11 protein-coding genes are annotated in these 15,167 nt (G+C 54.8%); 5 read left to right on the top strand and 6 right to left on the bottom strand.

Annotation, left to right across the window (positions count from 1 at the left end; all coding sequences use genetic code 11):
- Positions 1–8: 8 nt before the first annotated feature.
- Positions 9–959: a GlxA family transcriptional regulator gene (locus BZK40_RS18985; RefSeq protein ID WP_048214826.1), complete on the top strand. Its 951-nt coding sequence runs from the start codon at positions 9–11 to the stop codon at positions 957–959.
- Here the strand turns inward: BZK40_RS18985 and BZK40_RS18980 are convergent.
- A complete protein-coding gene (locus BZK40_RS18980; protein ID WP_410734518.1) occupies positions 956–1,564 on the bottom strand; it encodes a class I SAM-dependent DNA methyltransferase in 609 nt (202 codons plus the stop codon). The two genes, BZK40_RS18985 and BZK40_RS18980, sit on opposite strands and share 4 nt — an antisense overlap.
- A gap of 165 nt (positions 1,565–1,729) precedes the next feature.
- On the opposite strand from BZK40_RS18980, the gene BZK40_RS18975 reads away from it, so the two are divergent.
- The 3 genes from BZK40_RS18975 (at position 1,730) to BZK40_RS18965 (ending at position 7,322) form a co-directional block, all read left to right on the top strand.
- The gene (locus BZK40_RS18975; protein ID WP_079935120.1) at positions 1,730–2,812 is read left to right on the top strand and encodes a LacI family DNA-binding transcriptional regulator; all 1,083 of its coding nucleotides are present in this window, start codon (positions 1,730–1,732) and stop codon (positions 2,810–2,812) included.
- 121 nt (positions 2,813–2,933) lie between these two features.
- Entirely contained in the window at positions 2,934–6,017 is a 3,084-nt protein-coding gene (locus BZK40_RS18970) for a beta-galactosidase (RefSeq protein WP_079935119.1), read from the top strand.
- A gap of 51 nt (positions 6,018–6,068) precedes the next feature.
- Positions 6,069–7,322 (top strand): MFS transporter, encoded by a 1,254-nt coding sequence (locus BZK40_RS18965; RefSeq protein ID WP_079935118.1) that lies wholly within the window; start codon positions 6,069–6,071, stop codon positions 7,320–7,322.
- A 94-nt stretch (positions 7,323–7,416) separates the two neighbouring features.
- Here BZK40_RS18965 and prpE read toward each other — a convergent pair whose 3' ends face one another.
- The 4 genes from prpE to prpB form a co-directional block, all read right to left on the bottom strand.
- A complete protein-coding gene (prpE, locus tag BZK40_RS18960) occupies positions 7,417–9,303 on the bottom strand; it encodes a propionate--CoA ligase (protein WP_079935117.1) in 1,887 nt (628 codons plus the stop codon).
- Positions 9,304–9,343: 40 nt separating this feature from the next.
- On the bottom strand, positions 9,344–10,795 hold the full coding sequence (locus BZK40_RS18955; protein ID WP_048236009.1) for a bifunctional 2-methylcitrate dehydratase/aconitate hydratase: 1,452 nt from the start codon (positions 10,793–10,795) through the stop codon (positions 9,344–9,346).
- A gap of 40 nt (positions 10,796–10,835) precedes the next feature.
- A complete protein-coding gene (gene prpC / locus BZK40_RS18950) occupies positions 10,836–12,005 on the bottom strand; it encodes a bifunctional 2-methylcitrate synthase/citrate synthase (RefSeq protein WP_032942476.1) in 1,170 nt (389 codons plus the stop codon).
- 80 nt (positions 12,006–12,085) lie between these two features.
- The gene (gene prpB / locus BZK40_RS18945; protein ID WP_003830903.1) at positions 12,086–12,967 is read right to left on the bottom strand and encodes a methylisocitrate lyase; all 882 of its coding nucleotides are present in this window, start codon (positions 12,965–12,967) and stop codon (positions 12,086–12,088) included.
- A 253-nt stretch (positions 12,968–13,220) separates the two neighbouring features.
- On the opposite strand from prpB, the gene prpR reads away from it, so the two are divergent.
- Positions 13,221–14,831, top strand: coding sequence for a propionate catabolism operon regulatory protein PrpR (gene prpR, locus BZK40_RS18940; protein WP_079935116.1), 1,611 nt, complete (start codon positions 13,221–13,223; stop codon positions 14,829–14,831).
- A 32-nt stretch (positions 14,832–14,863) separates the two neighbouring features.
- Here the strand turns inward: prpR and yahO are convergent, their stop codons facing one another.
- Positions 14,864–15,139: a DUF1471 family periplasmic protein YahO gene (gene yahO / locus BZK40_RS18935; protein ID WP_032942474.1), complete on the bottom strand. Its 276-nt coding sequence runs from the start codon at positions 15,137–15,139 to the stop codon at positions 14,864–14,866.
- Positions 15,140–15,167 lie beyond the last annotated feature (28 nt).

The raw sequence follows: 15,167 nt of genomic DNA, 5'->3' as shown, positions 1-15,167 counted from the left end.
GGACTCGTATGCAACCGCTTAACGTCGCCATTGTTGCCGTGGAAGATTTCAGCCCGTTTCACTTCTCGGTGCCGTGCATTATTTTCAGTGACAAAGTGACGGCGAAAAAGCGTTTTGAGGTGCAACTGTGCGCCGAACAGCCGGGCATCGTTTCCTCGCAGGATGGCTTCTCCATTCACGCAGCCTACGGCTATGAAGCGGTGGAGGCCGCCGACATCGTGGTGATCCCCTGGTGGGGTACCACGGCACATCGGCCACCACAAAGCCTGCTTGATGCGCTCAATCGTGCGCGACAAAACGGCGCGCAGATTGTTGGGTTATGCCTGGGTGCGTTTGTCCTCGGCTACGCCGGTCTGCTGGATGGCAAACGGGCGGCTACGCACTGGGAGTTCGAGCAGGATTTTCAGGCCCGCTTTCCGGCAGCTCATCTGGATATCAACGCGCTGTACGTGGATGACGACGGTATTATTACCTCGGCAGGCACCGCCGCCGCGCTGGATTGCTGTTTGTACGTGATCCGCCAGCGTTTTGGCAGCACGGTGGCGAATCAGATTGCCCGACGGATGATTGTGCCGCCACATCGCGAGGGCGGCCAGGCACAGTTTATCGAGCAACCGGTGGCGAAAAATACCAAAGATCAGCGCATCAACGTCCTGCTCGACTATTTGCGCCAGCATCTCCATGAACCGCATAATCTTGACGAGCTGGCGCAACGGGTGATGATGAGCCGTCGCACCCTCACCCGTCATTTTATGAAGGCCACAGGGTCAAGCGTGGCCGAATGGTTGATTGCCGAGCGCCTGCGCCGTAGCCAGACGTTGCTGGAGTCCAGCCAGTTACCCGTTGAACGCATCGCAGAACAGGTTGGTTTTCAGTCGCCCGTCACCTGGCGCCAGCATTTTAAATCCCACTTTGGCGTTAGCCCGGCTGAATGGCGTAAAACCTTTCGCGGCGATTAGCCTCTTTTTTGCGCCAGCCAGATGGTGTGCCCGGTGCATTGCGGATCTTCCATCACCATCTCGACCACCGCAAAACCGTGTGCTGACAGCAGTGCGCGGTATTCATCCGGCGCGAGGCTGGCGTGAAACAGCGGCTCACCTTCAAATTGCCCCATCGCGATGCCGTTGTCCGTACCGCTGGTAAACATCAACGCACTACCGGGATGGCTGAGGCGGTCAAAAATCGGGAACATCTTTTGCTGGTCCTGCTGAGTTAAATGGAAAAAGCTGTCCCAGGCGATCAGTCCATCGAAAGTCTCATAGAGTGCCAACTCGCGCATATCCTGTTCCAGCCAGCGCTGTGCGGGAAAAGTGTTTCGGGCCCGCGTCAGCATCGCCGGGGAGCCATCAACGCCGGTAAGCTGAAAACCTTGCTGGATAAAATAACCGGCGATCGGCTGACCGTTGCCGCAGCCAATATCCACAATGCTGCCCTGCCCGCCCATCACGGAAATAAATTTATCGAGCCAGCTTTTCTCGAACAAGGTGCGCGAGCGCTGGCTGGCAAAAGCATCCGCATGGCGTCGGTAGATGGACAGAATATTTTTTGCCGCACAATCGCTCACAATGTCCTCACTTTTTTCTTCTGTTAGGTATAACGCCGATAAATCCTTCAGCACGCTATCCTCAAACCCTGGAATGCGCCTCGCAGAACCCATGCGCAAATACCCCAAAACCGTCCCGCTGTGGCATCATAGCGCACAGATAACGTCATTACAGGGGTGATAAACGTGAAACCGGTAACGCTATACGATGTGGCAGACCATGCAGGTGTCTCTTACCAGACCGTCTCTCGCGTCGTGAACCAGGCCAGCCACGTTTCCGCAAAAACCCGACAGAAAGTTGAGGCCGCGATGGCGGAACTCAATTACATCCCTAACCGCGTTGCACAGCAGCTGGCTGGCAAACAGACGCCACTGATTGGCGTTGTGACGGCAAACCTAGCTCTGCATGCCCCCTCACAAATTGTTGCTGCCATAAAATCCCGCGCCGACCATTCCGGTGCCAGCGTGGTGATCGCCATGGTCGAGCGCAGCGGCGTTGAGTCCTGTAAAGCCGCGGTCCACAATCTGCTTTCTCAACGCGTAACCGGGCTTATCATCAACTATCCGCTGGATGAAGAAGATGCCATTGCCGTGGCCGCTGCCTGCGGTACGGTGCCGGTGCTGTTTCTCGATGTCTCTGACCTGACGCCAATTAACAGCGTGATTTTCTCTCATGACGACGGCGCGCGCCTTGGCGTTGAACATCTGGTGCAGCACGGACATCAACGGATCGCCCTGCTGAGCGGGCCGCACACTTCCGTTTCGGCAAGGCTTCGGCATGCGGGCTGGCACAAGTATCTGGCACATTACCAGCTACAACCCGTTGTGGAGCTGGAAGGCGACTGGAGCGCGATGTCTGGTTTTCAGCAAACGATGCACATGCTGAATAACGGCAACCTCCCTACCGCCATGCTGGTCGCTAACGATCAAATGGCGCTGGGCGCGATGCGGGCAATCAGCGAGTTCGGTCTGCGGGTCGCCGTAGATATATCGGTAATTGGCTACGATGACACCGAAGACAGCGCCTGTTACATCCCACCGCTGACCACCATCAGGCAGGATTTTCCGTTGCTGGGTGAAACCAGCGTCGACAGGCTATTGCAACTCCCCCGTGGCGGCTCCAGCGTGGGTAACCAACTGCTTCCCGTCACCCTGGTCAAGCGCAAAACGGTTCTGCCTCCCGATACGCAAACCACCACTCCCCAGGCGCTGGCTGATTCACTGATCCAGCTGGCGCGGCAAGTTTCTCAGCTCACACCCAAATTGTGAACGCATAACAATTGTGTGAGTCAGTTCACTTATTGAACGCCCCATCCTTTACAGCAAGGAGCGCTTGTTCGTATTTTGATTGAAATTGTGAGCGAGTAACAAATTCAAACAGGATACCGTTATGAACCTGAACACAGATTCACTCTCCGCTGTTCTGGCCCGCCGCGACTGGGAGAATCCCGGCGTCACGCAGCTCAACCGGCTGGAAGCACATCCGCCGTTCTGTAGCTGGCGCTCAGCGGATGATGCACGTACCAATCAGCGTTCGAGTCAGTTACGCTCGCTGAATGGCCAGTGGCAATTTGCCTGGTTTGCCGCGCCGGAGGCTGTCCCAGAAAGCTGGCTGACAAGCGATCTGCCACAGGCAGACATCATCAACGTCCCCTCTAACTGGCAGATGGCCGGTTATGATGCGCCAATTTATACCAACGTCACCTACCCAATCCCGGTGAATCCCCCGTACGTTCCGGCACAGAACCCGACAGGATGTTACTCGCTCACATTTAATATTGAAGACGCGTGGTTAGAGGAAGGTCAGACGCGCATTATTTTTGACGGCGTGAACTCCGCGTTTCATCTGTGGTGCAACGGTCGCTGGGTCGGCTACGGTCAGGATAGCCGTCTGCCGTCTGAGTTTGATCTTAGCGATTATCTGCTGCGCGGCGAAAACCGTCTGGCTGTGATGGTGCTGCGCTGGAGCGACGGCAGCTATCTGGAAGACCAGGACATGTGGCGCATGAGCGGCATTTTTCGCGATGTCTCCCTGCTGCATAAGCCCACTACGCAAATCCGCGACCTGCGCATTAATACCCGTTTTAATGACGACTTCAGCCGCGCCACGCTGGAAGCGGAAGTCAGAGTGGGTGGCAACGAGAACGAAGATTTACGCGTCACCCTGCAATTGTGGGAAAGTGAAACGCTCACCCACGAAACGACCTCACCGCTCGGCAGCGAGATCATTGATGAACGCGGCGCTTATCATGACCGGGTGACTCTGCGTCTGAACGTCGAAAAACCGGCGCTATGGAGTGCCGAAACGCCCAATCTGTATCGCGCCGTTGTGCAGTTACACACCGCAGGCGGAGTACTGATTGAAGCGGAAGCCTGTGACGTTGGTTTTCGTCAGGTTTGTATCGAAAACGGCCTGTTGCTGTTAAACGGCAAGCCGCTGTTGATTCGCGGTACCAACCGCCATGAGCACCATCCGGTCAACGGCCAGGTGATGGATGAGGCGACGATGGTGCAGGACATCATCCTGATGAAGCAGAATAACTTCAACGCCGTGCGCTGTTCCCATTACCCGAACCATCCGCTGTGGTACACCCTGTGCGATCGTTACGGCCTGTATGTAGTCGACGAAGCCAACATTGAAACCCACGGCATGGTGCCGATGAATCGCCTCACCGACGATCCCGCATGGTTGCCTGCCATGAGCCAGCGCGTCACGCGCATGGTGCAGCGCGATCGCAACCACCCGAGCATTATTATCTGGTCACTGGGCAATGAATCCGGCCATGGCGTCAATCACGACGCGCTCTACCGCTGGATAAAATCAGAAGACCCGTCACGTCCGGTGCAGTACGAGGGCGGTGGAGCTGATACTGCCGCCACCGACATTATTTGCCCGATGTACGCCCGCGTCGATCAGGATCAGCCCTTCCCCGCAGTACCCAAATGGTCGATTAAAAAGTGGCTGTCGATGCCCGGCGAACAGCGTCCGCTGATCCTTTGTGAATACGCCCACGCTATGGGCAACAGCTTTGGCGGCTTCGCCAAATACTGGCAAGCGTTCCGTCAGTATCCGCGCCTGCAGGGCGGATTTGTCTGGGACTGGGTGGATCAGTCGCTGACCAAATATGATGAGAACGGCAAAGCATGGTCAGCCTACGGTGGCGATTTTGGCGACACGCCTAACGATCGTCAGTTTTGCATGAACGGGCTGGTGTTCGCCGATCGCACTCCGCATCCGGCGTTATATGAGGCCAAACATGAACAGCAGTTTTTCCAGTTCACTTTACTGCCGGGCGCTGAACGCCAGATTGAAGTGACCAGCGAATATCTGTTCCGCCGCAGCGATAACGAAGTTCTGCACTGGTCGATTGCCCTGGACGGCAACCCTCTGGCCGCCGGAGAAATCGTTCTGGATATCGCCCCACAGGGCCGCCAGGTGATTACCCTGCCGAACGTTCCGATGCCGGACACCGCAGGCGAACTGTGGTTGACGGTGCGCGTAGAGCAGCCTCAGGCAACCGCATGGTCAGAAGCCGGGCATATCAGCGCCTGGCAACAGTGGAAGCTGGAAGAGAAGCTCAGCCTGGTACGTCCATCACGCGTCAGCAGCGCACCACAGCTGGATGTTAGTGAGAGCAATTTTACCGTGCTGGCCAACAACACACGCTGGCAATTCGATCGTCAGTCCGGTCTGCTAACACAATACTGGATTAGCGATGAAGCCCAGTTGGTAAGCCCGCTTATTGACCAGTTCACCCGCGCGCCGCTGGACAACGACATCGGCGTGAGCGAGTCAACCCGCATCGACCCTAACGCCTGGGTTGAACGCTGGAAGGCCGCCGGTCACTATCAGGCTGAAGCAACGTTACTGCACTGTGCTGCCGATACGCTGAGCAATGCGGTACTGATCACCACCGAACATGCGTGGCAGTATCAGGGTGAAACGCTGTTCATCAGCCGAAAAAGCTACCGTATTGACGGCAATGGTGAAATGCAGGTAACGGTGGATGTCAACGTTGCCAGCGGTACGCCGCATCCGGCCCGCATCGGCCTGAGCTGCCAGCTGGCGCAGGTTGCGGAGCGAGTGAACTGGTTAGGTCTCGGCCCGCATGAGAACTACCCGGACCGTCGGGGCGCCGCCTGTTTCGATCGCTGGGATCTGTCGCTTGATGAGATGTACACCCCGTATGTTTTCCCGAGCGAAAACGGTCTGCGCTGCGGTACGCGCGAACTGTACTACGGTGCGCACCAGTGGCGCGGAGACTTCCAGTTCAACATCAGCCGCTTTAGCCAGCAGCAACTGATGGAAACCAGCCACCGCCATCTGCTGCAACCTGAGGCAGGCACCTGGCTCAATATTGATGGCTTCCATATGGGCGTCGGCGGCGATGATTCGTGGAGTCCTTCCGTGTCGCCGGAATTCCAGCTGAGCGCCGGACGCTACCACTTCCAGTTCGTCTGGGGCCAAAAATAATAATATAAGCAGGGCAGGTTGATACCTGCCCGCATTTATAGGAAGTCTGTTATGTATTATTTAAAAAACACTAACTTTTGGATGTTCGGCTTTTTCTTCTTCTTTTACTTTTTTATTATGGGTGCGTATTTCCCCTTCTTCCCTATCTGGTTACACGATGTAAACCATATCAGTAAAGGCGATACCGGCATCATCTTCGCCTGTATCTCGATGTTTTCTTTGTTATTCCAACCAATTTTCGGACTACTGTCCGATAAGCTTGGCCTGCGTAAACATCTGCTGTGGGTAATTACCGGCATGCTGGTAATGTTTGCCCCGTTCTTTATTTACGTATTTGGCCCATTATTGCAGGTTAATATTTTACTGGGTTCAATTGTCGGCGGGATTTACCTTGGCTTTATTTACAATGCCGGTGCCCCAGCGATTGAAGCCTATATTGAAAAAGCCAGCCGCAGAAGCAACTTTGAATTTGGTCGCGCGCGCATGTTTGGCTGCGTGGGCTGGGCGCTGTGCGCCTCGATTGCCGGAATTATGTTCACCATCAATAACCAATTCGTCTTCTGGTTAGGCTCTGGCTGTGCGGTCATTCTGGCATTGCTGCTGTTATTTTCAAAAACAGATGCCCCCTCTTCTGCAAAAGTCGCGGATGCGGTAGGCGCCAATAACTCGGCATTCAGCCTGAAGCTGGCGCTGGAGTTATTTAAACAACCGAAACTTTGGTTCCTCTCCCTGTATGTGGTCGGCGTTTCCTGTACTTACGATGTGTTTGACCAGCAGTTCGCCAACTTCTTTACCTCATTCTTTGCCACCGGCGAACAGGGTACCCGCGTGTTTGGCTACGTCACGACGATGGGAGAATTACTCAACGCCTCTATCATGTTCTTTGCACCGCTGATTGTGAACCGCATTGGCGGAAAGAACGCCCTGCTGCTGGCCGGTACGATTATGTCGGTAAGGATTATTGGCTCGTCATTCGCCACCACTGCACTGGAGGTCGTTATTCTCAAAACGCTGCATATGTTTGAGATACCGTTCCTGATCGTCGGCTGCTTCAAATACATCACCAGCCAGTTCGAAGTACGTTTCTCGGCCACGATTTATCTGGTGTGTTTCTGTTTCTTCAAACAGTTAGCCATGATTTTCATGTCAGTTCTGGCCGGGAAAATGTATGAGAGTATTGGTTTCCAGGGAGCTTATCTGGTGCTGGGGATTATTGCGCTGAGCTTCACGCTGATTTCCGTATTTACCCTTAGCGGTCCGGGGCCGTTTTCCCTGCGGCGTCGTCGCGAAAGCGTCGCGCTGTAAAAGCCTCTTTGCCGGATGCACCACTCACGTGGTTTATTCGGCCTACGATACTAAAAGGCCCGGTAAGCATTGCGCCACCGGGCATCACACGATGTTACTCTTCGATCGCCTGACGGATTTGCTGCAACGACGCGGGATCGTCAATGGTCGTTAGATCGCCAGGATCGCGGCCTTCACAGATCGCCTGGATCGTCCGTCTGAGCATTTTGCCAGAGCGCGTTTTCGGCAACTGCGATACAAACCAGACGTGCGCCGGGCGGCCAAAATTACCAATCTGACTGTCCACCAGCGCCATAATCGCCTTCTCTTCCGAATGTGCGATGTCGCGATCTTCAAGGCTGTCGCTCTGTTTCGGAATGACAAACGCGACCGCTACCTGCCCCTTCAGCGCGTCCTTCACGCCGACCACAGCCACTTCGGCAACGTTCGGATAGCTGGAAATACTCTCCTCTATCTCACGCGTCCCCAACCGATGCCCGGCCACGTTGATGACATCATCCGTACGGCCAAGGATGAAGTAATAGCCGTCCGCATCGCGAATACCCCAGTCAAAGGTGGCGTACACCTGACGAGAAAACAGCGACCAGTAGGTATTCACAAACCGCGCGTCATCACCCCAGATAGTCTGGATACAGCCCGGCGGCAGCGGCCCTTCAATCACCAGCATGCCCTTTTCATTCGCTTCGCAGGGCTCACCGGTTACCTCATTGAGCAACTGCACGTTATAGCCGTACATCGGCACGCCTGGGCTACCCAGCCGCGACGGGCGGTCGTCCAGCCCGCGAGCGATCGCCATAATCGGCCAACCGGATTCAGTCTGCCAGTAGTTGTCGATAACCGGGACGCCCAGCGTTTCCGTTACCCAACTGGCGGTCGGTTCGTCCAGCGGTTCCCCGGCCAGATACAGCACCTCCAGCGAGGAGAGATCGTGATTGCGGATTTGCGCGGTCGGGAATTTCTTCAGCACGCGGATGGCGGTTGGGGCGGAGAACATCCGGCTGACCTGATACTTCTCAACAATTTTCCACCAAACGCCACAGTCTGGATACGTTGGCAGCCCTTCGTACACCACCGTCGCCATCCCCGCCAGCAGTGGGGCATACACGATATACGAATGCCCAACCACCCAGCCGATGTCCGACGCGCAGAAGAACACACCGCCCGCTTTACCGCCGAAAATGGTGTCCATTGAAGTCGCCAGCGCGACCGCGTAGCCACCAACGTCACGCTGGACGCCCTTCGGTTTACCGGTTGTCCCGGAGGTATAGAGAATGCAGGAGGTTTCATTCGATTCCAGCCACGTCACCGGCACCCGCGCGCCAAGATGCTGTTGGCGCAGCGCGGCAAAGTCGAGGTCTCGCCCCTCTACCCGCGCCATTTTCGCCAGACCGCGATCGACCAATACCACATGACGCGGCTGGTGCTGCGCCTGACTGATTGCATCATCGAGCAGCTTTTTATACGGCAGGATCTTGCCCCCGCGCGCGCCGGCATCCGCCGAAACGATAATCACCGGTTGGGCGTCGTCGATGCGTGCCGCCACGCTGTGCGAGGCAAAGCCACCGAACACCACCGAATGGATCGCCCCAATGCGCGCGCAGGCCAGCAGCGTAATGTGCGCCTCGGCGATCATCGGCATATAAACCAGTACCCGATCGCCACGCTGTACGCCCAGCGACAACAACATCGCCGCCGCGACGTTCACTTCGTCATACAGCTGACGAAAGGTAAACGTGCGTTCTTCTTCGGTTTCTGATGACACAGCAATCAGCGCCAGCGCGTCAGGCTGTTTCTCCAGCCAGCGGTCAATGGCGTTGTGGCACAGATTGGTCGTACCACCGCAAAACCAGCGGGCAAACGGCGGATTACTGTGGTCCAGTACCTGCGTATACGGCTGCTGCCAGTCAATACGCTGGGCCTGCTCGGCCCAGAACGACTCCGGCTGCGTAATAGAACGTTGATAAAACTCGCTATAAGACATAATGCTCTCCTGTTGAACTTACGCCTTGCCGCACGCAGGTTTAGATTACATAAAGGTCCATATACTCATTGACCGGCATCTGCTCCAGGCGAGTTCTGTCCAGGGAGACATCCAGGATGCGCTGCTGCTGACGGGTCGGGAACTGACGCGCCAGGTTAATTTTGAACTTCTCGACCAGCTTCGGCATACCGTCGTTACGACGGCGCGCGTGGCCGATTGGGTATTCCACTACCACTTCTTCAAAGCGTGAGCCGTCGGTGAACTCAAGCGTGATGGCATTCGCGATGGCGCGTTTTTCAGGGTCGTGGTAATCGGCAGTAAAGGCCGGATCTTCGAAGCAGTTAATCTTTTCACGCAGCGCATCAATGCGTTTGTCCTGCGCCACGCCGTCTTCGTAATCTGCCGCCGTTAAGCGTCCGAACAGCAGCGGGATAGCCACCATGTACTGGATGCAGTGGTCACGATCCGCCGGGTTATTCAACGGGCCTTTTTTATCGATGATGCGGATACAGGCTTCGTGCGTACGAATGGTCACTTTTTCGATATCGGCAGCGGTCTTACCTGCGGCCTGTAACTGCTCGTACAGCGTCATCGCCGCTTCTACCGCGGTCTGCGAGTGGAACTCTGCCGGGAAGGAAATTTTAAACAACACGTTTTCCATCACGTACGAACCGTACGGGCGCTGGAAGCGGAAAGATTCGCCTTTGAAAGAGACATCATAGAAGCCCCAGGTTTTCGCCGTCAGTGCAGATGGATATCCCATTTCACCGGTTTTCGCCATCAGCGCCAGACGTACAGCACGTGAGGTGGCATCGCCAGCCGCCCAGGATTTACGCGTGCCGGTATTCGGCGCATGACGATAGGTACGCAGCGACTGACCGTCGACCCACGCCAGCGAGACGGCGTTGAGAATTTCATCCCGGTTAAGGCCGAGCATCTCGGCAACCACCGCCGTGGAAGCGACTTTTACCAGCAGGACGTGATCCAGACCGACGCGGTTGAAGGAGTTTTCCAGCGCGATACAGCCCTGAATTTCATGGGCTTTAATCATTCCGGTTAACACTTTTTTCATGGTTAACGGCGCTTTACCCACCGCCACCGCATTGCGCGACAGCCAGTCAGCCGTCGCCAGAATACCGCCGAGGTTATCGGAAGGATGACCCCATTCTGCGGCCAGCCACGTGTCGTTAAAGTCCAGCCAGCGGATCATCGCACCGATGTTAAACGCCGCCTGCACCGGATCGAGCTGGAACTGGGTACCAGGTACGCGCACACCGTTCGGGACGACGGTACCCGGTACAACCGGCCCCAGCAGTTTTTTACAGGCCGGATATTCCAGCGCTTCCAGGCCACAGCCAAGGGTATCAAGCAGGCAATAATGCGCGGTGTCATACGCCACCTTCGAGGTGATCTCGTAGTTCATGACATAATCAACGATATCAACGATTTCACGGTCAAATTCAGGGCGGACGTTCGAAATATGTGCAGACATAGGGTACATTTCCTGTTTTTTTATCTTTAGAGGTTTTGCATTAGCAACGTTTTTCAATCGGGACAAATTCGCGATCTTCCGGGCCGGTATAGTTGGCGGAAGGACGGATAATTTTGTTGTCCTGGCGCTGTTCGATGATGTGCGCCGCCCAGCCGGTGACGCGGGCGATAACGAACAGCGGTGTGAACATTTCAGTGGGGACGCCCATCATGTTGTAAGAGACTGCCGAGAACCAGTCGAGGTTAGGGAACATCTTTTTCGTTTCCCACATCACCTCTTCCAGACGGTCGGCAATGTTGTACATTTTCAGCGAACCGCCCTCCTGAGAAAGCTGTTTCGCCACACGCTTGATCACCTGATGGCGCGGGTCGGCGATGGTGTAAACCGGGTGACCAAAGCCAATCACCACTTCTTTGTTTTCAACGCGTTTACGGATATCCGCTTCGGCTTCATCCGGCGTTTCGTAGCGCTGCTGAATTTCCAGCGACACTTCATTCGCGCCGCCGTGTTTCGGCCCACGCAGTGCGCCAATAGCACCGATAATCGCGGAGTACATATCAGAGCCAGTTCCCGCAATCACACGCCCCGTGAAGGTGGAAGCGTTAAATTCGTGCTCGGCGTACAGCACCAGCGAAATGTGCATCGCCTTTTCCCAGCTTTGTGATGGCTTTTCACCATGCAGCAAATGCAGGAAGTGACCGCCAATAGAATCATCATCGGTCTCCGGCTGAATACGCTCGCCGTTATGGCTGTAGTGATACCAGTACAGGAGGATAGAACTGAGCGATGCCAGCAGTTTGTCGGCAATATCGCGTGCGCCGGAGACGGTATGTCCTTCTTTTTCCGGCAGCGTACAACCCAGCGCGGAAACACCAGTGCGCATCACGTCCATCGGATGCGAGGCGGCAGGCAGCGCTTCCAGTACGGTACGCACGTTAGCGGGCAATCCGCGCAGCGCTTTCAATTTGCTTTTATAGGCGGTGAGCTCATCGCGGGTGGGTAATTTCCCGTGAATCAGCAGATGCGCAACTTCTTCAAATTCGCACTGTTGTGCCAGATCAAGAATATCGTAGCCACGATAGTGCAGATCGTTACCGCTTTTACCCACGGTACATAAGGCAGTATTTCCGGCAGCGACGCCTGACAGCGCAACCGATTTTTTGGGTTTAATGACATGGGTACTATTTTGCAGGATCGTTGTGTCGCTCATGTTGTCCTCGTCATTATTGTAATATGTAGGGTACTAATTTATTGCCGGATGGCGGCTACGCCTTATCCGGCCTACGACGGTTACTTTTTTGTGTACAACGCGTCGAGTTTCTCTTCGAACTGGTAGTAATTGATGCTTTCATACAGCTCGTTGCGCGTCTGCATAATGTCGATAACGTTCTTTTGCGTACCTTCCTGACGCAGCACGTTGTAAACCTTCTCCGCCGCGCGGTTCATGGCGCGGAAAGCTGACAGCGGGTATAGCGCCATCGCAACGTTCGCGCTGCGCAGTTCATCGGTGGTAAACAGCGGTGTGGCGCCAAATTCAGTAATGTTGGCGAGAATTGGTACCTGTACCGCATCGGCAAACTGGCGGTACATCGCAAGTTCGGTAATGGCTTCCGGGAACAGCATGTCAGCGCCCGCTTCGACATACGCCTGGGCACGATCGATGGCAGCCTCTAGCCCTTCCACCGCCAGCGCATCGGTCCGCGCCATAATCACAAAGTTGGGATCGGTGCGCGCATCAACGGCAGCGCGGATCCTGTCGACCATCTCTTCTTTCGAGACGATCGCCTTGTTCGGGCGATGACCGCAGCGCTTGGCGCCGATCTGATCTTCAATATGCAGCGCAGCAGCACCCGCTTTGGAAATCGACTTGACGGTACGCGCCACGTTGAATGCAGACGATCCAAAACCAATATCCGCATCCACCAGCAATGGCAGCGGGCAAACATCCGTAATGCGACGAATATCAGTCAGCACATCATCAAGGGTAGAAATGCCGAGATCCGGCAGACCCAGCGACCCCGCAGCGACACCGCCGCCGGAGAGATAAATCGCTTGATACCCGGCACGTTGAGCCAGCAGAGCGTGGTTGGCGTTGATGGTGCCAACGATTTGTAATGGGTTTTCTTTAGTGAGCGCAGCGCGAAACGCCAGCCCTGGGGAGTGTAGAGACATATCCCGTCCTCTTGTTATCAACTTGTTATCGTTCGTTGATATTTCTAAAGCAAGGGGTATGCCAGGGAGCTTATTTTCTCTTCTATTTAATTTTTTATCTTTTAAAACAACAGATTAAATCCAATGTTTCTATTTTTGTTGCACAAAAGCGTGTCAGCTATCGTTTCATGAAACGTTCCTTCACGTTTCATTGCAACATTTATGAAACACAACTAAACCCTACTACTCGGTTCCTTAATTTTTGGGGTTAGTTATGGCAGATACGCATCTACCGCCGCGAGTGAACGACGATAAACCGGTTATCTGGACAGTCTCGGTCACCCGCCTGTTTGAGCTGTTTCGCGACATCAGTCTGGAGTTCGACCATCTGGCGACCATCACCCCCATTCAGCTTGGTTTCGAAAAAGCGGTGGCCTATATCCGTAAGAAGCTGGCCACCGAGCGTTGCGATGCCATCATTGCGGCAGGCTCCAACGGCGCATATCTGAAAAGCCGTTTGTCTATTCCGGTGATCCTGATTAAACCCAGCGGATTCGACGTGCTACAGGCACTGGCAAAAGCGGGAAAACTCACCTCGTCAATTGGCATCATTACCTATCAGGAACCCCTCCCGGCGCTTCTCGCGTTTCAAAAAACTTTCAATTTGCAGCTTGAACAGCGTAGCTATATCACCGAGGAAGATGCTCGTGGGCAAATCAACGAGCTGAAGGCTGGCGGTACACAAGCGGTAGTTGGTGCGGGGTTGATTACCGATCTGGCAGAAGAAGCAGGCATGACCGGCATCTTTATCTATTCGGCGGCCACCGTGCGCCAGGCCTTTATCGATGCGTTGGATATGACCCGCCTGACATTACGCAGAAACGGTCAGTACGCCTCTGGCGATACGTTGCGCACTCGCTACGCGCTCGGAGATATGCGCGGTCACTCTGCGCAGATGGAACAGGTACGGCACACCATTATGCTGTACGCCCGTTCGCGTGCGCCGGTCCTCATTCAGGGCGAAACAGGAACGGGTAAAGAGCTGGCCGCACAGGCCATTCACCGTGAGTTTTTCACCCGTCAGGAGAATCGGCGCGGTAAACCCTCACCGCCGTTTGTTGCCGTCAACTGCGGGGCAATCACCGAGTCATTGCTGGAAGCGGAGCTGTTCGGCTATGAGGATGGCGCCTTTACCGGCTCTCGCCGAGGGGGGCGCGCGGGCCTGTTTGAAATCGCTCACGGCGGAACCCTGTTTCTTGACGAGATAGGCGAGATGCCGCTGCCGTTACAAACCCGACTGCTGCGTGTGCTCGAAGAAAAAGAGGTCACCCGGGTGGGCGGACATCAACCGATTCCGGTCGATGTCCGGGTGATTAGCGCCACGCACTGTAATCTGGAGCAGGAGATGAAACAGGGGGAATTTCGTACCGATCTGTTTTATCGGTTGAGCATTTTACGCCTCAAGCTGCCGCCGCTGCGCGAACGGTTGCCCGATATCCTGCCACTGGCGGAAGGCTTTTTAAAACAGTCGCTGGCGGAACTGGACGTGCCGTTTTCTGAGCCTGTTCGCAAGGGGCTGGGGTTAAGTCAGCCGACGTTGCTGAATTATGGCTGGCCGGGGAATATCCGCGAACTGCGTAATATGATGGAGCGCCTGGCACTGTTTTTAAGCGTCGAGCCGCAGCCAGAGCTGAATGTGGATTTTTTACAACAGCTGTTACCGGAACTGGCCATTGTTGCAGACTCACCGCAAGCATCGTCATTGCTGACGCCACAACAGGTGTTGGCACAATTCAATGGTGATAAAACCGCGGCTGCACGCTATCTCGGAATTAGCAGAACCACGTTCTGGCGCAGATTAAAAGAAAACCCGCCGGTACAATGACCGACGGGTGTCGTATTTTTTACAGCTGCACGTTATTTTTTCTTGTAAATATTCGCTGTGCCATGGATTTTGTTATCCGTTTGGCCGGAGGTTAATACCACCACGTCAGCGCCTTTCTCTTCAGCTTTCTTCAGAAGGTCTTCTTTAGCATCCGAAGTAGAGACTTCATTACTCGTTGAAATATCACCGATTTTTGTATACTGAGACTCAACCTTTTCAAACTCAACCTTCGTCATAAATTCCGCGGCGTACGCGTTGGTCACAACAAAAGCTAACGCACCAATAAGTACTTTAATTCCAGTTTTCATATAAAAGCTCCAGATTTTGTTATATATG

It is taken from the genome of Citrobacter portucalensis (assembly GCF_002042885.1).
GTDB classification, from domain to species: Bacteria; Pseudomonadota; Gammaproteobacteria; order Enterobacterales; family Enterobacteriaceae; genus Citrobacter; species Citrobacter portucalensis.
The sequence above is the reverse complement of the archived record's forward strand: the minus strand, read 5'-3'. Positions and strand labels throughout refer to the sequence as shown.

Excerpts from the sequence above, each read along its gene's own strand:
- BZK40_RS18965 (WP_079935118.1), top strand. The coding sequence starts at position 6,069 with ATGTATTATTTAAAAAACACTAACTTTTGGATGTTCGGCTTTTTCTTC.
- prpR (WP_079935116.1), top strand. The coding sequence starts at position 13,221 with ATGGCAGATACGCATCTACCGCCGCGAGTGAACGACGATAAACCGGTT.
- BZK40_RS18985 (WP_048214826.1), top strand. The coding sequence starts at position 9 with ATGCAACCGCTTAACGTCGCCATTGTTGCCGTGGAAGATTTCAGCCCG.
- prpE (WP_079935117.1), bottom strand. The coding sequence starts at position 9,303 with ATGTCTTATAGCGAGTTTTATCAACGTTCTATTACGCAGCCGGAGTCG.
- BZK40_RS18970 (WP_079935119.1), top strand. The coding sequence starts at position 2,934 with ATGAACCTGAACACAGATTCACTCTCCGCTGTTCTGGCCCGCCGCGAC.
- yahO (WP_032942474.1), bottom strand. The coding sequence starts at position 15,139 with ATGAAAACTGGAATTAAAGTACTTATTGGTGCGTTAGCTTTTGTTGTG.
- BZK40_RS18955 (WP_048236009.1), bottom strand. The coding sequence starts at position 10,795 with ATGTCTGCACATATTTCGAACGTCCGCCCTGAATTTGACCGTGAAATC.
- prpC (WP_032942476.1), bottom strand. The coding sequence starts at position 12,005 with ATGAGCGACACAACGATCCTGCAAAATAGTACCCATGTCATTAAACCC.
- prpB (WP_003830903.1), bottom strand. The coding sequence starts at position 12,967 with ATGTCTCTACACTCCCCAGGGCTGGCGTTTCGCGCTGCGCTCACTAAA.